The organism is Segatella bryantii (assembly GCF_022024215.1).
Taxonomy (GTDB): Bacteria; Bacteroidota; Bacteroidia; order Bacteroidales; family Bacteroidaceae; genus Prevotella; species Prevotella bryantii.
The window spans coordinates 984107-1007350 of sequence record NZ_CP091798.1; the positions used below are offsets into that span (position 1 = coordinate 984107).

The 23244-nt window shown below is 38.0% G+C and carries 16 protein-coding genes; 6 read left to right on the plus strand and 10 right to left on the minus strand.

The genetic code is table 11. From position 1 onward, the window contains the following. Positions 1–69 precede the first annotated feature (69 nt). Positions 70–927 carry a pantoate--beta-alanine ligase gene (panC, locus tag L6471_RS08125; protein ID WP_237797665.1) on the plus strand — a complete coding sequence of 286 codons (858 nt, stop codon included), beginning with the start codon at positions 70–72 and terminating at the stop codon, positions 925–927. Between the two features lie 2 nt (positions 928–929). Next, positions 930–1274 carry an aspartate 1-decarboxylase gene (gene panD / locus L6471_RS08130; protein WP_006282296.1) on the plus strand — a complete coding sequence of 115 codons (345 nt, stop codon included), beginning with the start codon at positions 930–932 and terminating at the stop codon, positions 1272–1274. Between the two features lie 141 nt (positions 1275–1415). Here the strand turns inward: panD and L6471_RS08135 are convergent, their stop codons facing one another. The 9 genes from L6471_RS08135 to L6471_RS08175 form a co-directional block, all read right to left on the minus strand. Further along, positions 1416–1841, minus strand: coding sequence for a biotin/lipoyl-containing protein (locus L6471_RS08135; RefSeq protein WP_237797666.1), 426 nt, complete (start codon positions 1839–1841; stop codon positions 1416–1418). A gap of 34 nt (positions 1842–1875) precedes the next feature. Then, positions 1876–2025: a hypothetical protein gene (locus tag L6471_RS08140; protein WP_006282294.1), complete on the minus strand. Its 150-nt coding sequence runs from the start codon at positions 2023–2025 to the stop codon at positions 1876–1878. Positions 2026–2054: 29 nt separating this feature from the next. Continuing rightward, a complete protein-coding gene (locus tag L6471_RS08145; protein WP_006282293.1) occupies positions 2055–3620 on the minus strand; it encodes an acyl-CoA carboxylase subunit beta in 1566 nt (521 codons plus the stop codon). Positions 3621–3689: 69 nt separating this feature from the next. Further along, on the minus strand, positions 3690–6083 hold the full coding sequence (locus tag L6471_RS08150; protein WP_237797667.1) for a TonB-dependent receptor: 2394 nt from the start codon (positions 6081–6083) through the stop codon (positions 3690–3692). Between the two features lie 84 nt (positions 6084–6167). Further along, positions 6168–8381 (minus strand): RelA/SpoT family protein, encoded by a 2214-nt coding sequence (locus L6471_RS08155; protein ID WP_237797668.1) that lies wholly within the window; start codon positions 8379–8381, stop codon positions 6168–6170. 576 nt (positions 8382–8957) lie between these two features. Then, complete coding sequence (locus tag L6471_RS08160) at positions 8958–10487, minus strand: DUF4301 family protein (protein ID WP_237797731.1); 1530 nt, start codon at positions 10485–10487, stop codon at positions 8958–8960. Between the two features lie 110 nt (positions 10488–10597). Continuing rightward, positions 10598–11311, minus strand: coding sequence for a glycoside hydrolase family 25 protein (locus tag L6471_RS08165; protein WP_237797669.1), 714 nt, complete (start codon positions 11309–11311; stop codon positions 10598–10600). A gap of 137 nt (positions 11312–11448) precedes the next feature. Continuing rightward, positions 11449–11682 (minus strand): hypothetical protein, encoded by a 234-nt coding sequence (locus L6471_RS08170; protein ID WP_006282288.1) that lies wholly within the window; start codon positions 11680–11682, stop codon positions 11449–11451. A gap of 70 nt (positions 11683–11752) precedes the next feature. Further along, the gene (locus L6471_RS08175; protein WP_237797670.1) at positions 11753–13681 is read right to left on the minus strand and encodes a RecQ family ATP-dependent DNA helicase; all 1929 of its coding nucleotides are present in this window, start codon (positions 13679–13681) and stop codon (positions 11753–11755) included. Between the two features lie 1470 nt (positions 13682–15151). Here L6471_RS08175 and sstT point away from each other — a divergent pair. The 3 genes from sstT (at position 15152) to L6471_RS08190 (ending at position 20616) form a co-directional block, all read left to right on the plus strand. Beyond that, on the plus strand, positions 15152–16384 hold the full coding sequence (sstT, locus tag L6471_RS08180; RefSeq protein ID WP_027453733.1) for a serine/threonine transporter SstT: 1233 nt from the start codon (positions 15152–15154) through the stop codon (positions 16382–16384). A gap of 162 nt (positions 16385–16546) precedes the next feature. Further along, positions 16547–19177: a DNA gyrase subunit A gene (gene gyrA / locus L6471_RS08185; protein ID WP_074548271.1), complete on the plus strand. Its 2631-nt coding sequence runs from the start codon at positions 16547–16549 to the stop codon at positions 19175–19177. 215 nt (positions 19178–19392) lie between these two features. Next, positions 19393–20616, plus strand: a complete 1224-nt coding sequence (locus L6471_RS08190; RefSeq protein ID WP_036858186.1) for a tetratricopeptide repeat protein — start codon at positions 19393–19395, stop codon at positions 20614–20616. Positions 20617–20686: 70 nt separating this feature from the next. Here L6471_RS08190 and dnaB read toward each other — a convergent pair whose 3' ends face one another. Further along, positions 20687–22198: a replicative DNA helicase gene (gene dnaB, locus L6471_RS08195; protein WP_006283255.1), complete on the minus strand. Its 1512-nt coding sequence runs from the start codon at positions 22196–22198 to the stop codon at positions 20687–20689. A gap of 410 nt (positions 22199–22608) precedes the next feature. On the opposite strand from dnaB, the gene L6471_RS08200 reads away from it, so the two are divergent. Next, positions 22609–23226, plus strand: a complete 618-nt coding sequence (locus L6471_RS08200) for a hypothetical protein (protein WP_027453735.1) — start codon at positions 22609–22611, stop codon at positions 23224–23226. Positions 23227–23244 lie beyond the last annotated feature (18 nt).

A 23244-nucleotide genomic window follows, 5' to 3' on the forward strand; every position in this document is an offset into this window, starting at 1 on the left:
AATATTTCTTTCTTATTTAAGAAAAAAGTTGTTATTTTGCAAACCGATTGAGAAAACTTATTTTGCGAAATGAAAGTATTCAATAGAATTGTTGACCTCCAGAACGAACTTTTTGATGTTCGCCGCGAAGGTAAGAAGATGGTAGGATTTGTCCCTACAATGGGTGCCCTTCATGAGGGACATGCTTCACTTATCAAAAAGAGCGTTGAGGATAATGATATAACAGTGGTGTCTGTTTTCCTGAATCCTACTCAATTTAATGATAAAGGTGATTTGGAGCGTTATCCACGTACACTTGATGCTGATTGTGCATTGGTTGAATCTTGTGGCGCAGATATTGTGTTCGCACCAACAGTCGAGGAGATGTATCCTACTCCTGATCAGCGTCACTTTGAGTTTCCTCCTGTTACAACTGTTATGGAAGGTGCTCGTCGTCCTGGGCATTTTAATGGCGTATGCCAAGTGGTTAGTCGCCTTTTTTATATAGTTAAGCCAGATAGAGCTTATTTTGGAGAAAAAGATTGGCAGCAGATTGCTGTTATCAAGCAGTTGGTAAAGTACATTAATTCTGATGTGGAGATAGTTGAATGTCCAACTGTTCGTGAAACTAACGGATTAGCAAAAAGTAGTAGAAATACGTTATTAACAGATGATGAGCGTGCTATAGCTCCTAAAATATATGCAACGCTTGTAGCAAGTGTTGAGTATGCTAAGAGTCATACTGTACAGGAAACTCATGATAAAGTAGTAGCTGATATTAATGCTGTTGAAGGTTTGGAGGTTGAATACTTTTCTATAGTCGATGGTAATATGCTTACAGATGTAGAAAGTTGGGATGCTCCATATATCGCTGGTTGTATCACAGTATACTGTGGTAAAACACCAATTCGTTTAATCGATCATATTACATATAAAAATAAAGACTAGTCATGCAAATCGAAGTGTTAAAATCAAAACTGCATTGTGCGACGGTTACTGAAGCTAACTTGAATTACATGGGAAGCATTACCATCGATGAAGATTTGATGGATGCTGCAGGATTGATTGCTGGCGAGAAAGTTCAGATTGTTGATAATAATAATGGTGAGCGTCTAGAGACTTATATTATAAAGGGTGAGCGTGGTTCTGGTGCTATTTGTTTGAATGGAGCTGCTGCACGTAAGGTTCAGGTTGGTGATACTGTTATTATCATAGCTTATGCAATTATGGATTTTGAAGAGGCTAAGACCTTTAAGCCAACTGTAATATTCCCAAAAGAAGGAAACAAGCTTTAAAAGAAATATAAATTGTCGAGAGCAGAAGTTAGAGTCGGTCGTTATTTAACGATTGGCTCTTTTTTTTTGATGTTGAATGAATAAAAAAAGGAATGAAGTTTTTGACTTCATTCCTTTATGAAATATTTTGATTTTTGGTTATTATTCGATAACAACCAGTGGATCTTCTTCGAGGACGGCCTGACCTACTTTTACGCAGATAGCTGTAACCTTACCGTCTTTTTCTGCTTCGATATTATTGGCCATTTTCATAGCTTCGAGAATAACTACTGTATCACCAGCCTTTACTTCCTGGCCCACTTCAACATTGATACTAGTGATGGTACCAGGTAATGGAGCTTTGATAGCGTTATTAGCATTGATGTTTGCTGCAGGAGTTGTATCTCCACTCTCTTCAGCAACAGGCTGACCCAATACCGGTTTTTTCTTTTCTGGCTCTTCAGGTTTCTCTAACTGCACCTGATAATCTTCGCCATTGACTGATACAGAAGCTACATAATTTTCATCAACTTCATTGATGGAAACATTGTATTCTTTTCCGTCGATTGTATATTTGAATTCTTTCATTGAATTTCTTCTTTAAATGTTATTGATGTATTGCTTATGGCCTAGGAGTAATACCAAATGGCTTAGCGTTCCATAAAGTTTCCTTTGGTTTAATAGTGATAATACCTGATTCCTTATCGTGAACATTATTGCCCTGGTATTCATAGATAGCCATAGCAATGGCTGCATATATATTCTTATCCATAACTATTGATTTTAGTATATGTGACTCGATTACATTGGCTCGCAACCATGCTTCTTAGCAGGAAGAGTCTGGCGTTTTGTACGGAGTTGTGCTAAACCACGGCAGATACGGAAACGAGTGTTTCTTGGTTCGATAACATCATCGATGTAACCGAACTGAGCTGCCTGATAAGGATTTGCAAATTGCTCAGTATATTCATCTTCTTTTTCAGCGAGGAATGCCTTAACATCTCCACCTTCTTCCTTAACTGCTTTAGCCTCTTTACCACAAAGAATAGCAACAGCACCACTAGCACCCATAACTGCGATTTCTGCAGAAGGCCATGCGAAGTTGAGGTCAGCACGAAGCTGCTTGCAGCCCATAACAATGTGACTACCACCATAGCTCTTACGGAGAGTAATCGTAATCTTAGGCACTGTAGCTTCACCGTAGGCATAAAGCAATTTGGCACCATGCTGGATAACTGCATTGTACTCCTGACCTGTACCTGGTAAGAAACCTGGAACGTCTACCAAAGAAACAATAGGAATGTTGAATGCATCACAGAAGCGTACAAAGCGTGCACCTTTACGGCTAGCGTTAACATCGAGAACACCTGCGTATGCTGCTGGCTGGTTTGCAACGATACCTACACTCTGACCGTTGAAACGAGCGAAACCTGTGATTATATTTTTTGCAAATTTAGGCTGAACCTCAAAAAACTCGCCATTGTCGGTAACTGCTGCAATAACCTTATACATATCATATGCCTGGTTAGGGTCTTCTGGGATAATAGCGTTCAAACTGTCATCCATACGATTGATAGGGTCTGTACATTCTGTGCGAGGAGCTTCTTCCATATTGTTTGATGGAAGATAAGAAAGCAAAGTCTTAATCAACTCAAATACTTCTTCCTCAGTTTTAGCAGTGAAGTGAGTAACACCACTCTTAGAAGCGTGTACTGAAGCACCACCAAGATGCTCTGCATCGATATCCTCACCAGTTACAGTCTTTACTACCTTTGGACCTGTAAGGAACATGTACGATGTACCTTCCTTCATGATGATGAAGTCGGTAAGAGCAGGAGAGTAAACTGCACCACCGGCACAAGGACCCATGATGGCTGAAATCTGAGGAACTACACCACTGGCAAGAATATTACGTTCAAAAAGTTCACCGTAACCAGCGAGAGCTGAGATACCTTCCTGTATTCGTGCTCCTCCAGAGTCGTTCATGCAGATAACAGGAGCACCCATTTTCATGGCCATATCCATAACCTTGCAGATTTTTTCTGCCATGGTCTCTGAAAGTGAACCACCATTAACGGTAAAGTCCTGAGCATAAACATATACTAATCGACCATCGATAGTTGCTGAACCGGCTACGACACCGTCGCCGAGGTATTGTTTCTTCTCCATGCCAAAGTTATGACAGCGATGGAGCTTAAACATATCATATTCCTCGAAGCTACCTTCATCAACGAGCATGTCGATACGTTCACGTGCGGTGTATTTACCACGTGCGTGCTGTTTGTCGATAGCTTTTTGGCCACCACCAAGACGTGCCTGTTCGCGCTTAGCGATCAGTTCTTTAATCTTTTCTAATTGCTTACTCATAATATAATTTATATTATTTTTCCGTTTAGTCGTATTTTATAATAACCGTGCAAAGATACTAATATTTTATTAGAAATCAAAACTAATGCGCCCATTAATTTGTCGGCCTGTCAGATAGTTTGGTACGGCATATTGTTGGTTGGTGACATCTGTTATCCATATATAGCTGTTAACATTGTTGATATCGAAAAGGTTGAGGACGTCCAGTCCGAGCCATATATTCTTGAAGATGGTTTTCTTTTCACGCTTTTCATTGTCGAGTAATCGATAGCTCATACCTAAATCTACACGTCTGTAAGCTGGTGCACGGAAATTATTACGTTCTAATTCCTTGTGTGGTGCAGAGAAGGGTAGTCCATCGGCAACGGCTATGTTTAGATTAACTTTCCATTTTTCGGTACCAGGCATGTAGTCAGTGAAGAAGAGATTAATGGCATACCGTTGATCTGTTGGCAGTGGCATGCTTACGCCATTAAAATTCATGCGAGTATTCATCAGTGATAAACTAAGCCAGCTATCTGTTCCTGGTACAAATTCTCCATAGAGTTTCATGTCTAATCCCATGGCGTGTCCTGTGGCCTTATTGTCGCCATAATAGATAACCTGTACATTGTTGACAGAATATGGTACCAGATTTCGTAGTGCTTTATAGTACAGTTCACTACTAAATCTGTATCTGCGGTTGTTGAGCTTAAAACGATAGTCGTATCCTAAGATGAAGTGAATACTCTGTTGACTTTTGATTTTATGATTCAGGGTGGCTGTAGTAATACCATTTGTTATTGTAGTATCGCGCAGTTCCTTGAAAAATGGGGTCTGGTAGTATAAGCCTGTTGCTATGCGGAATGTTGTGTTTTCGCTGTAAGCAGGTATGATGCCGAGTGATACACGTGGGCTTAAAATAGTTTCTTTATTAAAGTTCCAATGGCTCATGCGCACACCATAGTTAAGCGTGAAATGGGTATGCTCGCCTTTGCTAGAAAAGCGGTAAGTATCTTGGGCGTATACCTCGATGCGATTTGCGTCAAGTGTATTTTGTGCTTTGAGCGAATAAATCATGTTGAGATCTGTACCTGTATGGGGTATGCTATACCCGGCAGAGTCGCGCATTTCATATTCAAGTGAGTTTTCCTCTACATGTTCTTTTTTCCAATTAAGTCCAGCTTCTACTTCATGTTTTTTGCTTTTGTGTTGTAACATGAGTTTAGCGCTGAGAACATTTGCTTTCAGATAATTTCGTGTATGTTGGAAGTAGGTTCCCACACCTAAGTTTTGCGTTGTTTCTGTATCATCAAGCCAATATTGTCCTTGTATGTCGTATGTCTCTTGCTCTTTTGTGCTGAAGGCGCTACCTATAAGTGAAACACTTGTTTGTTTGTTGATAAAACGTGTAAGTCCGACAGTACCGAAGTAGGTGAGAAAATGGTCTTTTTCTTCGCCGTCAAAATATACTCTGAAATTAGTTATATTTTCCAGTGTGCCAAAAGAGGTTTCTCTGTCTTTAGGCTTAAAATTGTAATGGTTATCAGAAATATTGCCAATAAAATCAATTTTCCATCTTTCGTTAGGACGATAGTTTAAGTAGGTTTGGAAATCTAGAAAATTGGGACGGTACTCACCGGAAGTCTCAGTACTTCCCATGAGATATTTATTGGTTTTATATCTTATAGAGTTGAGCCAACTTATTTTTTTTGTTCCAAATCCGAAATAGGTATCTGCTCCTAATAAACTAGCACTTATGTTTCCTTCGTGTGTAAATTTATGCCCGTTTTTAGGTGTAAGATTTTTGTAGGTGATATCTAATGCAGAACTCATTTTATCACCATATTTGGCAGCGAAGCCACCGGTAGAGAAATGAATACGGTCTACCATATATGGGTTGATGATACTAAGCCCTTCTTGCTGTCCAGAGCGAACAAGGAAAGGTCTGAATATTTCTACACCATTGATGTATACAGAGTTTTCGTTGAATGTACCACCTCTAACATTATATTGTGATGATAATTCAGAATGCGTAGAAACACCTGCTTGTGACTGTATAAGAGCTTCTACGGCATTGCCATTTGCCGATGGCATTTTTTTCAAATCTTCTTTATTCAGTTCTTGATTTTGGCCAGTTTGTATTCGCTCTCCTTGAACTTCAACTTCGCTTAGGGTGTTATCACTGAAAAGTTGAATTTGTAGGGTTTGTTTTCCTCTAGGTCTACGAAGAACTCTTGTCTTAGTCTTATAGCCTACCATTGAAAAGCGGATAACGACAGAATCTGCTGATTGTAAGGTTATGGAATATTCGCCCTTTAGTGAGGTCATTGTAACTTTACCTTGTTTTATACAAGCTACTGTGGCCAGTTCTACGGGGTTCATATCCTGATCCATAACCTTCCCTTGAAGTATGAATTGTTGAGCGATAGCCTGCAAGGCACTCAACCATATTATTGTGACGAATAAAATAGTTCTTTTCATTAGTATTATAACGTTACAAGGTGTGCATTATTGCATGATGCACACCTTGTAACTTACTTATTTATCTAGAGATGAATAACCTGTTTATAGTCTTGTAACTTGCTTAACACCTTTGATGGCACTTAATTTCTTGATCAGGGCATTAAGTTTACTGGTATCATCAAGTTGTACTACAATATTACCGGAAAAGAGGCCGTCATTACTGTCGATACGTATACTGCGCATCGTCAACTTGTCTTCTTTTGAGATAAGATTCGTAATGTTGCTTACGATACCAATGTCATCATTACCTACTATACGTAAGCTAATGGCATATTGACTGCTACCTTTTCCGCTCCATTTTGCTTTAACTATGCGATAGCCAAATCGAGAACGTAACTCTGGGGCATTCGGACAGTCAGTTCTGTGAATCGTGATACCACCATTAACCGTTACGAAACCGAATATAGAATCGCCATAGATAGGATGACAACATTTTGCAAGTTTATAGTCTATACCTTTTAAGTCTTGATCAATAGTCAGTACGTCTTCCTTCTGTTTGAGAACTTCTTCGTTTGGATTTTCAAACTCAAATTTTTCAGCACTCACAGCCGGAACGCCATCGCCTGTTTTTTCTTTGTGCTCTTGAAGTTCGATATATCGATCGATAACAGTATTAGGATCGAGTTTTTCTTCTGCGATATCTTTGTAGAAGTCTGAGTTTTCTTTGTAACCCATTTTTTTGATCACTTGTGCAATCAGACTTTCTTCCAAATCAACCTTCTTATTCTTAAATCTTCGTTCCAGAATTTCTTTAGCATAAAGACCTTCTTTGCGTTGGGTCTCTTTTAATGCTAGTCTTATTTTGGCTTTAGCTCGTGACGTCTGAACTATTTTTACCCATTCATCCTTTGGCTTTTGATTGCTTTGTGTCAGAATCTCAATGGTATCACCAGATTTCATTGGTGTTCTGAAACTGACAGCTTTACCATTTACCTTACCACCGATACAGGTGTTACCTATGTTGGAGTGAATATGGTAAGCAAAGTCGAGTATGGTTGCACCTTTTGGAAATTTTAATAAATCTCCCTTTGGTGTGAAAACATAAACCTCGTCTTCATAGAGATCGAGTTTGAACTGATCCATGAGTTGCAAGTCATCTTTGCTTTCCAATGCAGAACGTATGTTAGCCAGCCAACCATCTATGCCTCCTTCACTCTTGATGCCTTTGTAACGCCAATGAGCTGCAAGACCATGTTCTGCGATTTCGTCCATTCTTTCTGTACGAATCTGACACTCAACCCATTTATTTTCTGGACCAAGAACCGTGATATGCAGACACTCGTAACCATTACTTTTAGGAACACTTAACCAATCGCGTAATCGTTTAGGGTTAGGTTGATACATGTCTGTTATAATGGAATATACCTGCCAGCATTGCATCTTTTCTTTATCAAAAGGAGAGTCAAGAATAATGCGGATAGCAAAGAGGTCATAGATACCTTCGAATCCACATTTCTGCTTTTTCATCTTTTGCCAAATAGAGTGTATACTTTTGGTTCTTCCTTTGATATGAAATTTTAATCCTGCAGCTTTCAATTTCTCTTCAACAGGTTTGATAAAACGAGCTATATAAGCATCACGTGTTGCCTTAGTCGCATTCAGTTTATCCTTGATCATATAGTAAGCATCATGCTCAAGGTATTTAAGAGACAAATCCTCTAGTTCACTTTTTAAAGTATACAAACCTAATTTATGGGCGAGGGGTGCATACAGATAACTTGCTTCTTCTGCTACTTGATGGCGGGCTTCTACGGCGTTAGTATCCCTAATCTGTCTCATGACGTTTACTCGGTCTGCTATCATAATCAGAATAACTCGCATATCTTCAGAAAACGATATGAGCAGATTACGGAAATTTTCACTTTCTATTACTGGGTTTTTCTTGTATAGATCATGTATGCGGACGAGCCCACGTATAATATGAGCGACGCTATCTCCAAATTTAGCTTGTATGTCGTCAATGGTATTATAACCATTGACTACGCTGTAATAAGCAAGTATAGATAATACACCATCGCGTTTTAAGTTAATCTCATCTACAGCTATTTTTGCTGTTCTTAGAGCATGAAGGATAGGGTTGAGTCCGAAAATGTCTCGTTGAAACTGCCCTCGTTCTAATCCTTCCTTGATGTGTTCGTATATTTTCTTTTCGTCATTTTCCTGAAGAGTGTCTCCGATGGCCTGCTTGACATGTTCAAGTAGCTGAGTTGTTTCTTCTCTCTCTTCAGCAGTGAATTCGAATTTTGTTTCGGACATAAGCTTTTTATGGTTTGTTTTCTACAAAGTTACTTAAAATTTTGAATATAGGCTCTATTTTTTAAACATTTAACTTGCTTTATTAGATAAGAACATCGCGAATTCAGAAATGTATGGAATAATTTCTATTTAAACATGATGATATGTGGATTTCATTTAATTTTGAGTTATTTGGTTGAAGCTGGTATTATCTTTGAAAAAGAGTTAAAACCTATAATTTGTAACGATATAGCTTGCTTTTTATTTTATTTTTATATATATTTGCAGCAAACTTAAGTAGAGCGAAAATATAAACAATAATTCATTTACTCACATACATTTAATATTAACTCATTTTAATCGTTTACATCATGAAAATTAATGACTCAAAAAAGCAAGTTATCTTCAAGGATTACTCAAAAGTTCATACAAAAAAAGAATGTTTAGAAGAGAAACTTGGAGGAGAAATTTGGTACAATTAAAGTACTATGAAACCTAAATCGCTATGGTACAACTGATAAAGGAAATTAAACTTCAACTTTAAGGATCTAAAAAAGGGGCTTTGATATCAATAATCAAGCCCCTTTTTGTATTGTTTTATGCTTTGCCTTGATGAGCGTCTCTTAGTAAGTCGTTGACAGTTTTTACTGGGTTGAATGTGCTTAAAGGCACTTCTACAAATACTGTGTTCCAGTCGCTCATGCTACCATTCCAAAGTCCTGGCAACTCTAGTGCTTTCAGTTGTTTGCCATTCTTACTCTTACTGCTGATAAACCCTGTCGTTTCATCTACGTATTTTGGCAAATCAAACTTATTACCTTTGTAGTCTTTTGTAGCACAAACCAAATCTACCGGGTTGAAATGAGTGCCGTTCTTAAACATTTTAAGGTATTCTTCGTTATTTTGATCAATCTGAGAAGATTCAAGAATCTGTAAGCTGATAGTACCGTCTTGATTGTATGTAAGGAACGGACCACCGCCAGGTTCACCTACATTTTTAACGACACCGCATACACGCATTGGTCGGTTAAGCTTTTTCCGTAAGTAGATGACTAAATCTGCATCTTCTAATTCTTTAATATCTGTTCTTCTGCAGCAAAGATCGCGCTGAATAAAGCGAATAATTTCTTCAAGTTTATCGTGGTTATAGCTACCACTATCGAGAATTTGAAGATATTCAAAAGCTTTTTTCTGCAATGAGATAAGTACACCTGCAATAACCTGTTTCCAAGTTACGGTATCTTGCTTCAGTCTGTCAGGAACAACATTGTCGATATTCTTAATGAATATGACGTCGGCATCAATAGCATTTAGATTCTCGATAAGTGCGCCATGGCCACCTGGACGGAACAAAAGTGAGCCGTCTTCGTTACGGAATGGAGTATTATCCTCATTGGCAGCTATAGTATCGGTACTAGCTTTTTGTTCAGAAAAAGAAATATTATATTTGATGCCAAACTTCTTCTCATAGATAGGAGCTTTGTCTGCTACCATTTTTTCGAAAAGTTCTAAATGGTCATGACTAACGGTGAAGTGTATATTTGCTTCCCCGTTTGAATTTGCATAAAGTGCAGCTTCTACTAGATGTTCTTCCATAGGTGTACGTACTTCATTCTCATCATATTCATGGAATTGCAGTAGACCCTTTGGCAATTGACCATAGTTTAGGCCTTTGGCTTCAAGCAAATTAGCTATAATATTTTTAAAATTGCCTTCACTGACAAGTTCTTCGATATGCTTGCCATTTTCATTCTTCACGCATTGAGCATCAAGAGCTTTGTAGAAAGCAAACTTCTTAATATTATTAAAGAAATTTTTTTCGAAATCTGTAGTTGGAACGTTATAGTCAGCACTTAAGAATTCAAATAGATTCTTAAACATACGGCTCGCCGCACCTGAAGCAGGTACAAATTTCAGAATTTTGTGTCCTTCGTTCTTGTAGTCTTCCCATGTGCTGATATATGCCTTCTGTTCTGCATCAGCAGGAGCTATAATGCCTTTGTTGATAGCTGCGGCACTTTCAAGCTTTAAAAAGGGAAAACCTGTTTTAAACTGGTTGAGTTGCTTTTCAAGTTTGGCTTCAGAGATACCTCTAGCCTTGATTTGGTCTAAATCTTGTTGATTCATATGAGTTAGTTTAATGATCAATGTTTTCGCTACAAATGTAGACATTTTTTTTAAAATAGAATGATAAAACCTAGGAATATTCAGTCAAAAAGTAAAAATGGTAAAAATTTTTATTTATGCCATAGAATTTCTTCTACATTCATTCCTTTAGCAAATCGATTTAGGTCAACCCAATTCCATATACCAGGTATTCTACCTTTTCTGGAAAATTGCCATATGTCATAGGTTGGTTCTCCAGGCAAGACAGGTTTGCCACTATAGCTGGCAATAAAGTGTAAGTATTCATCAAATTCAGGTGATAAATAATCTTTATAGTACGAGGCGCTGCAATAGATAATAGGCTGTACACCATATATCATTTCGCAAGCGCGAATAAAGCCTTTCAGATGGGATTGTATCTGACTGCGACTCCAACCAAAAGTTCCATCATCCTCGACGTCTATAACAGGTCTTAAATCTTGTTCGCTTTTATTGATAACATGATAAAAATGAAGGAATTGTAGTTCTCCTAGTGAACCTTTACTTAGGAAATGATATGATCCAACTTTGAATCCATGTTTGCGGGCATTCTTGATGTTTTCCTCGTAGCAAGGATCATTAAGTGTCAGTCCTTCAGTAGCCTTGATGTAGATAAACTGAATATGTGTGTTCTTTTTCAACTCATCCCATCTTATTTTTCCTTGATGACGTGATATATCGATACCATCGTAGTCTCCAGAATAGCTTCCACTTGTTTGATCGTGGTAAGGCCATTTTTTATCGTATCTTATTTCGGTTATAAAATTCCAGGGTGCGATATAAAGTGTAAAGAATATTAAAGCCAAAATTATAAAAGTGGCAGTGTATATCTTTTCTTTATTTGTTTTCTTTTTTCTTTTTTTGTTCATTGCAAAAAAAAGCACCAGATTAGCTTTGTAACCTAGTGCTTCATATTATGTATTAATATTATTTCCTATTGTTTTTATTCAGCGTCTGCAGAATCTACAGCATCGAAGCCATTTGTGCTGTTGTTAGCCATGATTTCGCGAATGTTAAGCTCATGGTTGCCATTTGCCTCCAAGTGCTCTTTAAACTCTTCCCAACCTTCTTCCTCTTCTGGAGCGTGTTCAAATGGAAGTGCTTTATATTTAAATTCACAAATAGCCCAACCGACAAGGGCTACAACGATAAGTCCGATAACAATTTCTAATCCCATAATATTTATTTTTTCTGTAGTGCAAAATTAATAGTAAAAAATGAAATAACCAAATTTATCTTTGGTTTGTTTATGATTCTTTGAGATATTTCTTGATGGCGTCAATGAATATCTGTCCATATTTTTTTGTTTTGTATTCACCTACGCCATCGATAGCTCCAAACTGTTCGATTGTTGTTGGTTTGATAGTAGCCAGAGTGTGTAGCACTTTATCATTAAGGACGATATATGCTGGATAGCCTTGTTCTTGGGCCAAATCCAGTCGTAGCTGTCTTATTCTTTGGAACAGAGCGTTGTCTTCTTGTAGTCCAAGTTGTGCGATAAGTTCTGTAGATTTCATATTACCGTTGGTAATTTTGGTTCTAGCGGTATTCATTCTTGTAGAACTTTCAATTTGGGCTTTTAAGCCTAATTGGACTGCACTAAGATGTGCTTTCGGTACACCTTTAGTGGCAGAAGAATGTTTGTTGGGTGCATACTCTGTACTTCTGTCAATGACAGCTAGTTGTACTTTTCGTTTTCCACGTAAAACATCCCAACCTAATGATGTGATTTTAAGTGCATTATGTTGATTGTAAGCAATTTCTGTAAATCCCATTTGCATCATCTGCAGAATATAGTCTTGCCAGTCATCACTGCTGGTTTCTTTACCAACGCCAAAGGTTGGCAACTGGTCGTAATGCAAACGCATCACGGTGCTGCTATGTAGTCCTCTTAATATCTCGATACATGTGCTGACACCGCACATCTCGTTTGTACGTGCAACAGCGCTAAGTGCTTTTTGTACAATAACAGTGCCTTCAAACTTTTGTGGTGGATTTTCGCAGATATCGCAGTGCTTACATTCGTGTGCAGTTTGCTCACCAAAGTAGTTGAGAAGTATGCGTCGACGACATACTTGAGCTTCTGCATACTCTTGCATTCTTTTTAATTTTTCCATATTAATGCCTTGCTGTCCGCTATCTTCTGCAAATTTTCGTAACTGAATGATATCGGCAAGACTATAGAAGAGTACTGTTTCTGCTGGAGCACCGTCGCGCCCAGCTCTACCGATTTCCTGATAAAAGCTTTCGATGCTTTTGGGCAAATTATAATGTACTACCCATCTTACATTACTTTTGTCGATACCCATACCGAAGGCTATAGTTGCACATACCACTTGTATTTGATCCATCTTGAATCCTTCTTGAATTCGAGCTCTCTCTTGTGTGCTCATACCTGCGTGATAGGCTTCACAATTGATGCCGGTAGAAGCAGATAGTTCTTCTGCAACTTTTTCAGCATTTTTGCGTGAAAGGCAGTAGATGATGCCAGCTTCGCCAGGGTGTCGTTGCATTAAACGAGAAATGTATTGCAGTTTTTCTTTTTTGCGATAACCTCGCTTTACGGCAAGTGACAAATTAGGTCGGTCAAAACTGCTGATGAAGGTTCTGCCGTTTAGATGAAGTAGTTTTACGATATCCTGTCGGGTCAGTTTGTCGGCAGTTGCTGTAAGTGCCATGACCGGTATTCCGGGGAAACTTTCGTGAATGATTCCCAGATTAGCATATTCTGGTCTGAAGTCATGTCCCCATTGGCTGATACAGTGAGCCTCGTCTATCGCAAATAAAGAAATCTTAATACTTTTAAATAGATAAGGAATTTCGCTCAATAGCTTTTCTGGTGAAACGTAGATCAATTTGAGGTCACCAGAAAAGCATCTGCGTCGAATTATTGTTTCTTCTTCAGGGTTATTCTCTGAATTGAGAGCTTCTGCAGGGATACCGTTGGCTTTAAGAGCTTCTACTTGATCGTGCATCAGCGAAATGAGAGGTGATACAATGACAGCTGTTCCAGGCATAGCCAATGCTGGAATTTGGTAACACAGACTTTTACCGCCACCAGTAGGCATCAAAACAAAACAGTCTTTGCCTGCCATTACCTCATTGATAATATCTTCCTGATTTGGTCGGAAAGAATCATATCCGTAATATTTCTTTAATATCTCCTTGGGAGTCATTATTGCTTTTTTTGTCGAATTGCAAAGATACTTATTTTTTTGTGATAATATGATATGTTTCCTTAATTATGTGCGAGGTTTTGTCTAAATACTTTGTTTATTACAAGTTTTCGTGTAGATAGAATTATGATTTAGAAATAATGTAATAAGCGATCAAGTTGGAATCTTTTGAATTAAATTGACAGGAAGTGCTTCGTGGCTTGCATATTTGGAGTTTGATATGTTGTATGCCTCAAATATTCAAATTTTCGCAGCTTTATGTAAATACTTGATATATAGTATATTATCCTTTTTTTGTTTTGGCGATTTGACAAGATGTTTGATCAAAGCATAGGTTTTACGGCTTAAAACCATAAGGTTTATGTTGTAAAACCATAGTAGTTATCAGTTAAATGTATGCTTTTACCCATCAATAACTATGGTTTTGTCGCAAGTGCATGTGTGGTGTAGTGGTGGAATGTAAATAGGGTAGACCAAAAGTTGAATATTTCGAGCTAGATTGCAATTTTCGTAGATCTCGCTTTTTTGCTATTTTATTTGACAAATGACCATAATGAACTTTGATATTATTTTCTCGCAAAGATTGCAAAGACGCAAAGTATAGAAGTAAGAAGTAGTAGGGAAGTAAGGTAAAGAGATATAGTTGTATTAAAAGTATAAAATGACTAAGAGATGAAAATTTGTTTAGCAAAATGCACATTTTTATGCCCAAATTGCTTAGAACAAACACTGTATGCTTGTGTTGATCGGTATGTATCTCATGATTATTATTTATCTTTGTAGAATCAAAACCTCTGAAGATATTGCCAATAGGAGTATGACCAGATTAAAGGAGATTGTACCGTATCGTCCCAACGAAATGTAGGTGAGCGATATCACATGCATGAAAACGGAGGAAGGGTTGTGCTGCCTATCCCTCGTTACGGTTGTCTACTCGCACTAGATAGTCGGTCGGGCTGTTGATCCTACACTTGAGACAGAGGTATTGTGGGATGGCTTCGTCCACGATAGACAACAAAACAGCGGCTATGTTGGTATATCATTCCTATCGTGGATGCATGTGTTGCTGTCAGGACAGACGGAATCTATTATATTCTACTCCGATTCGTGATAAGAAATTCTAAAAAGCATGAGTTGTTTTGTGTTTTCAATGTAACATTCCTGTAATGACTGTGGCTTGTTATCGAAGAAGTTGTATGTCTACAGTGTTAAAATTATACTATGATATTATTCTTTTGCTTACTTTGTAAGTGATTGAAAATCAATAATAAAGATGTAAAAAAATATCTCAGATTGCCAACTTTTTATATGACTATATTATCCAGAAATGGGGTGTTATATTTTTTCCTATTTATATTCGAAAAGCTGAAAGTTTCGTGAAAATAATTTGTTTGTTACAATTTATCATATTACCTTTGGAAGCGTTTATGTTGAAACATTTAAAATGTCTTTTTATATCATTTAATAATCATGTTTTATTTAAAACGTTTTTTGGTAGCATGGACCAATATTAGTTTAGTACTTCGTATTTGTATTGGATTAGTTTTAGGAGCTATTTTGGGGGTTGTTGTACCAGAGTGGAGTGGTATTTCTGTTTTTGGAAATATCTTTGTTAGTGCTTTGAAGGCTATAGCCCCAATACTTGTTGCTGTATTGGTAACTTCAAGTATAGCGAAGGCTACGGGTAGTGTGGGAAATCGATTCTCTGTTGTTATTGGTCAGTATCTGCTGAGTACTTTTATTGCAGCTTTGTGTGCCGTCGTGGTTAGTATGCTATTTCCGGTTACTCTTTTTTTGGAAAAAACGGTAGATAGTACTATGCCTAGTACACTGTCAAATGTTTTTGTTAACTTATTAATTAATTTGGTAAGTAATCCGGTCGCTTCTGTAAGTAATGCTAACTATGTTGGTATTTTGTTTTGGTCAGTTTTAATAGGTTTAGCCATGAAAAAAATAGCTAAACCTGCTGTTATTGATTTAGTAAGCGGTTTGGCAGATGTAATTTCAGTAGTTATAAAGTGGATTATTCAGTTTGCTCCATTTGGTATTTTTGGTTTGGTATTTTCGGCTGTCTCTGAAAGTGGCATGGAGATATTTACAACTTATGGACATCTTGTTCTTGTTCTTGTAGGGTGTATGTTGATCAATGCACTTATATTTAATCCGATAATATCCTTTTTTCTAATCCGGAAAAATCCATATCCTCTACTTTTTACCTGTTTAAAAGAAAGTGGGGTAAATGCTTTTTTTACTCGTTCTTCTGCAGCTAATATACCTATAAATATGGCGCTTTGTAAACGATTGGGCCTTGATGAGGAATTTTATTCTGTAAGTATTCCTTTGGGAGCTACAATTAATATGGATGGTGCTGCTGTAACAATTACTGTAATGTCGCTTGCAGTGGCACATACAGTAGGTGTAGATGTTAATTTCTACCATGCTCTATTTTTAAGTATTATAGCAACGATAGGTGCTTGTGGAGCATCAGGTGTAGCTGGAGGTTCATTATTGCTTGTACCTTTAGCCTGCTCGTTTCTTGGTATCGGAAATGACGTGGCGATGCAAGCGGTAGCTGTTGGTTTTATTATCGGTGTGATACAGGATAGTGTAGAAACTGCTCTTAATTCGAGTGGAGATGTTTTCTTTACTGCTTCTGCTGAGCTATATGAACGTAGAAAAAAACTTAAGAGAAAGGGTTCTTAGTTATTTTATAATAGCCTATAAGCCATTTTTTTTCGTTCTAAGGCTTTTCTATCTCAGAAAAATGTATTAAATTTGCTTCGTTTTTGAGACCCGAAATCGCTTAGAACGAAAATAAAGGGCCTTAGCGTGAATTTTACAACGAAAAATAGATATTTTTAAACAATGGACGAAAATCAGACAATTGACAATGACAGAATCTTGAGGATCAACATTGAAGAGGAGATGAAAAAGTCATATATCGACTATTCTATGTCGGTTATTGTGGCTCGTGCGCTCCCTGATGTACGAGATGGCTTCAAACCTGTTCATCGTCGTATCCTTTATGGTATGCTTGGTATTGGTAATACTAGCAATAATGCCTATAAGAAATGTGCCCGTGTAGTAGGTGAGGTTCTTGGTAAGTATCACCCACATGGTGACTCTTCTGTTTATGGCGCCCTCGTTCGTATGGGCCAAGACTGGAATATGCGTTATCTTCTGGTTGATGGCCAGGGTAACTTTGGTTCTGTGGATGGTGACTCTCCTGCTGCTATGCGTTATACCGAGTGTCGTCTGAGCAAGATGGGTGAGCATATCATGGATGACCTTGATAAGGATACTGTAGACATGACGAATAACTTCGATGATACATTGAAGGAACCAAGTGTGATGCCTACTAAAATTCCTAATCTGTTGGTAAATGGTGCTAATGGTATTGCCGTTGGTATGGCTACTAATATTCCTACTCATAATCTCGGTGAGGTCATTGATGGTTGCTGTGCTTATATTGATAATCCTGATATAGATCTCGATGGTCTGATGCAGTATATTAAAGCTCCTGATTTCCCTACTGGTGCTTATATATATGGTATACAAGGTGTTCGTCAGGCTTATGAAACCGGTCGTGGACGTGTGGTAATGCGTGCTAAGGCTGAAATCGAGAGCGATGATAATCATGACAAAATTGTTGTTACTGAGATTCCTTATGGTGTCAATAAGGCTCAGCTTATCGAATATATTGCAGAACTCGTTAAGGAAGGTAAAATCGATGGCATTTCTAATGTCAATGATGAATCTGGCCGTCAGGGTATGCGTATCGTTGTCGATTTGAAGCGTGACAGCAATGCTAACGTTATTCTGAATAAACTCTTCAAGATGACAGCTTTGCAGAGTTCTTTCTCTGTAAACTGTATTGCTCTTGTAAAGGGTCGTCCACGTTTGCTCGGTCTGAAAGATTGTGTAAAATATTTCGTGGAGCATCGTCACGATGTTACTATCCGACGTACTCAGTATGAATTGAAAAAAGCGCAGGAACGTGCTCATATCCTCGAAGGCTTAATTATTGCTTGTGATAATATCGACGAAGTAGTACATATTATTCGTGCAAGCAAAACTCCTGCTGATGCTCAGCGTAACTTGGAACAGCGTTTCGAACTGGATGAACTGCAGAGTAAGGCTATCGTTGATATGCGTCTTAGTCAGCTTACAGGTCTACGTATGGATCAGTTGCATGCTGAATATGAAGAGTTGGAGCGCATGATAGATTACTATAATCAGATATTGAGCGATCCTGAACTTTGTAAGAAGGTGATGAAGGATGAACTCCTCGAGGTAAAAGAAAAATATGGTGACGCTCGTCGTACCGAAATCAAATATTCTTCAGAGGAATTTAATCCTGAGGACTTCTATCCAAATGATCCTGTTGTAATCACTGTGAGCCACTTGGGCTATATTAAGCGTACTCCGCTAAGTGATTTCCGTGAACAGGCTCGTGGTGGCGTCGGTAGTAAGGGCGCTCGTACTCGCGAACAAGACTTTACTGAGAATATTTATCCAGCAACAATGCATCAGACAATGCTGATCTTTACAAAGAAAGGACGTTGTTACTGGCTTAAGTGTTATGAAATTCCAGAAGGTGACAGAAACTCTAAGGGTCGTGCTATCCAGAATATGCTGAACATCGAAAAGGATGATGCTGTTAATGGATTCCTGCGATTGAGAACACTTACTGACGAAGAGTTTATTAATAGTCACTATGTCATCTTTGCTACTAAGAATGGTACTGTGAAGAAGACTTGTCTTGAGGCTTACTCTCGTCCTCGTGCTAATGGTGTAATTGCTATTAACCTTGCTGAGGGTGATGAATTGGTTGATGTACGTCTGACTAATGGTGAGAATGAACTGATTATCGCTAACCGTAATGGTCGTGCGTGCCGATTCCATGAGAATACTATACGTACAATGGGTCGTACTGCGACTGGTGTGCGTGGTATGAAACTCGATGGTGATGATGATGCAGTAGTTGGAATGGTACCTGTTAACAATGCTGATGTTGAAACAGTTATGGTTGTCAGCGAGCAGGGTTATGGTAAACGTTCGCAAGTAGAAGACTATCGTATCACTAACCGTGGTGGTAAGGGCGTAAAGACACTCGCTATTACTGAGAAAACAGGTCGCTTGGTTGCTATTAAGAATGTAACTGATGAGAATGACTTGATGATTATCAATAAGAGTGGTATTGCTATCCGTCTTTCTGTGGCTGATGTAAGAGTTATGGGTCGTGCTACTCAGGGTGTTCGTCTCATTAACCTTTCTAAAAAGAACGATATCATTGCTAGTGTATGTAAGGTAATGAGTAGCGAACTTGAAGCAAGTGTAGAAGAAGAAAGTCGTGCTCAGTGGGCTAAGAAATCTGAAGAAATCAAAGCTGATACTACTGGTAGTGCAGCTCCTGTAGAAACAGTAGAATCTGCTGATGATGAGGAGGTTAAAGCTGATACTTCAGATGATAATACTCCTGTAGATTTCGAATAATATAAGGTTATTCCCTGTCATTTGATGAAAATCAAGTGATAGGGGAATTTTCTTAAAATTTTTTGTTCGAAAAAACAACATTTCTTAGGTATTCGAGTTAAGTACATAATATATAAGGTATAGACCTGATAAAACTGATATCGGGTTTGTGTGTTTACTTGGAAATCGAATAGAATTAGAAAATAAATAACAATAACCCTTTAAATTAAAAAGTTATGAAAAAAGTAATGATTGCAGCTGTAATGCTTCTTGGAGCAAGCACAGCTTTTGCTGGTGACAGTGAAGCATTGAAGCAGATCTTGAAAGCTGGCACTTATGCTGAGGCTAAGGCTCTTTTGGAGCAGAACCTCAATAATCTTGCAAATGCTGCTGAAAAGGCTAAGGCTTATAATCAGTTGGTCGAGTTGGCTATGAACAAGTATAACAATGAAAGTAAGATTGTTACACAAAACCAAATGAATGATCAGTTGAAGCAGAGTGATAAGAACCAGGCTTATGATACTATTGGTATGTATAATGCTGCTGTTGATGCTCTTAACGCTGCTCAGGAATGTGTTAAATATGATGCAGAGCCTAATGAAAAAGGTAAGGTAAAACCTAAGTATACGGGTTTGGCTGATCGTCTTTGGCCTGTACATACTGATCTCGTTAATGGTGGTCAGGCTGCTGCACAGAAGCAGGATGCTGATAATGTATTGAAGTATTGGGGTACTTTCCTCGATTCAGAATCTTCTGATCTCTTTAAGAGCATTGGTGAGGATAAGCGTAAGGCTGAAGATTCTTATCGTGGCCAGGTTGCTCGTTTCGCTGCAGTTTATGCTTATCAGGCTAAAAAACTTGATGCTGCTAACCGTTATGTAGAGGTTGCTATGAAGGATACTGCTGAGTTTAAGAATGCGTTTAACTTGAAACTTCTTATCATGGGTGATGGTTTGAAGACTAAAGAAGATTCTTTGAACTATATTGGTAAATTGAAGGAACTTCAGGCTCAATATCCTGATAATGATGTAATCTTGGATAAACTGTACAATACATACTCTGGTATGGGGGATAAGGCTGGTGCTAAACAGGTATTGAATGATGCACTTGCTAAGAATCCTAAGAATTTCGTTGCTCTTGCTGATCTTGGTATGCTTGCTATCTCAGAGAACAATGAGAAGGATGCTATCCACTATTTGAAGTTGGCAGTAGAAGTTCAGCCAGAGAATCCTATTGTTCATACTTACCTTGGTACAGTATTGAATGTTAAGGCTTCTAATGAAATGGTTAAGGCTACACGTAATGTCATCTTTGATGAGGCTATTAAGCACCTTGATAAGGCTAAGGAGCTTGATCCTAATAAGCAGCAGGCAAACTGGGGTTACAATCGCTACCAGGCTTATTATGGCCGTTATGGTGAGGCTGATCCTAGAACTAAAGATGCAGAACTTGATAAGTAATTTTGCTTATCGATATATAAAAGGCTGACGATTAGTTTCGTCAGCCTTTTTTATATATATTTCAAAAGTCTTAGAAGGGAAGTGGTCCTCCGCCACCATTAGGGTCTGGTGGTGGAAATGCACCTGGGGCTGCGCCCACGTTAGAACCCAATATCTCGCCTCCCATAGTTGGCGGGAGTGCCCCCATACTTACATCACTAGGATTAGAAAAGCGAGTATATTGGCCTTCAAAGGTAAGCAGTACATCGCCTGTACTACCTTTACGATGTTTTGCGATAATAACTTGGGCCATGCCGTGTAAGTCATTTCCTTTTTCATCTTGATAAATGTGGTAATATTCTGGTCGATGAACGAAGAGTACCATGTCGGCATCTTGCTCAATGGCTCCAGATTCACGTAAGTCGCTCAGCTGTGGGCGTTTACCTTCAATGCCTTCACGATTTTCTACTGTACGATTTAACTGTGATAAGGCGAGTACTGGTATATTTAACTCTTTAGCTAGACCTTTTAATGATCGTGAAATCGTAGAAACCTCTTCCTGACGGTTTCCAAATCGCATACCATTGGCATTCATTAACTGCAAGTAGTCAATCATAATCATTTTTATACCTTTCTCACGCGCCAGTCGGCGAGCTTTGGTACGTAGTTCAAAAATAGAGAGACCCGGAGTGTCGTCAATGTATAGTGGCTTACCCTGCATTTTACGTAGGTTTACATCAAGTCTCTGCCAGTCTTGTTGATCCATGTTACCGTTCAGTATCTTTTTACCTTCAATTTCGCAGACATTGCTAATCAAACGGTTTACTAACTGAACGTTGTTCATTTCTAGAGAGAAGAAGGCTACTGGTATGTTATTGTCAATAGCTGCATTCTTGGCCAAACTAAGTGCAAAAGATGTTTTACCCATGGCTGGACGTCCTGCTAGAATAATTAAGTCGGATGCCTGCCAACCCGAAGTAGCATCATCTAGATCTGTATATCCTGTGGTAATACCTGTCAAACCTCCACTGTTACTTGCAGCACGTTGTAGAATTTCTTGTGCCTCTTTGATAACAGGGTCAATCTGCGTGTAGTCTTGCTTCATGTTATTCTGTGATATCTCATAGAGGCCTCCTTCTGCTTGTTGCATGAGTTCATCTATGTCTACACTGTCATCGAATGCGCCTGTTTCAATTTTACCTGCAAATGAAATCAACTGTCTAGCGGTATATTTCTGTACTAAAATTTTGGCATAGTGAGAAATACGTGCAGATGTGGTAACATGTGAAGACAGTTCTGTGACATAAGCTGCACCACCGGCTTTCTCCAGATTGCCATCTTTTTTTAGCTGCTGGGTAACCGAAATAAAGTCGCTAGGTTGCTCATTCATGTTGAGTGTCTGTATTGCCTGGTATATCTTCTGGTGAGCAGGTATGTAGAACGTTTCTGGTTTAAGCAGTTCTGATATTACTGAGAATGCATCATTGTCAATCATGAGCGCACCCAGTACAACCTTTTCCACCTCAGGTTCCTGTGGCTGCAGATGCCCATACGTATTATCGATAGGAGCAGATGTTTTACGTTGTTTACGATTTGTTGGCATGTATTTTTTTGTTTTTTACAAATTGCAAATATAGCTATTTTTTTTGTGAATTTAGTAATTTGTGGCTATATTATTTTTTGTTGTCAAAGATGTATAAATCTAATGCTAAAGTCTTAGTTTTAGAATCAATATGAATTCACAAAATAAATTAGATAAAATTTTGGGTTGTTGGTTTAAATAGTATGATAATTTTTTAAGATCAGTATTTATGGGGGTATTTTTTTTATATTGGTGTTTAGATTGAGTTCAAGTGAATTTTACTTTTTTGTCTGTTTAAAAAAATAGAGAATTTTTATTTTAAAAAGTATGCTTATTTTGTATATTTTTTTTAAATTTGCCTGCGTTAACCGATTATAGTGTATCATTAACAAAATGAAGAAAATACCAACCGAATAATAATAATCACTATTATGGAAATAACAGAATTTTTAGAATTACCCAAAGGTTTTTATGAAATTGAGCGTCCAAAAAGCCCTGTAGATGCTGTTGCTTATGGATATATGTCTAATCAGGCAGAAGTAAATCTGCTAGCTTACCCCATTAAACGTGTTCAAGCAATGCCTTATGACGATGTTGAATTGTTAATTCTGCGTATTCATCAGACTTTGGAAGACACACAAGGCTTAGTGGAAGTTGGTAATGGAATTACTGATGATGGTAATCGATATATTTATTCGATTTTAAAGTCAATTTTAGATTCAGGTGGAACATCTTACAAAGTGAAGTTGCATATTGATTTGTATGATTGTTGTCTTGAACTTTTAGGTACTTTTAATGAAATTGATAATATAGGACGAAGAGAACGTGAAATACGAGAGGTGCTGGATCAAAAAGGTTGGCTTAATAGAAATGGAAATCAGAAATGGAATGCTGACCCTTATTCTTCAAATTATGAGCACCCAATACTTCGTAATTTCTCAGAAAAGGAAGGCTTTGATAAACATTATCCAGGCCATCCTTTGTCGTTACTTAGGAAGATGGTTAAAACGGTGGTACACGAGTCTAACTTTGAACTCTTTGCTAGATAAGGAAAAAAGAATATTTTT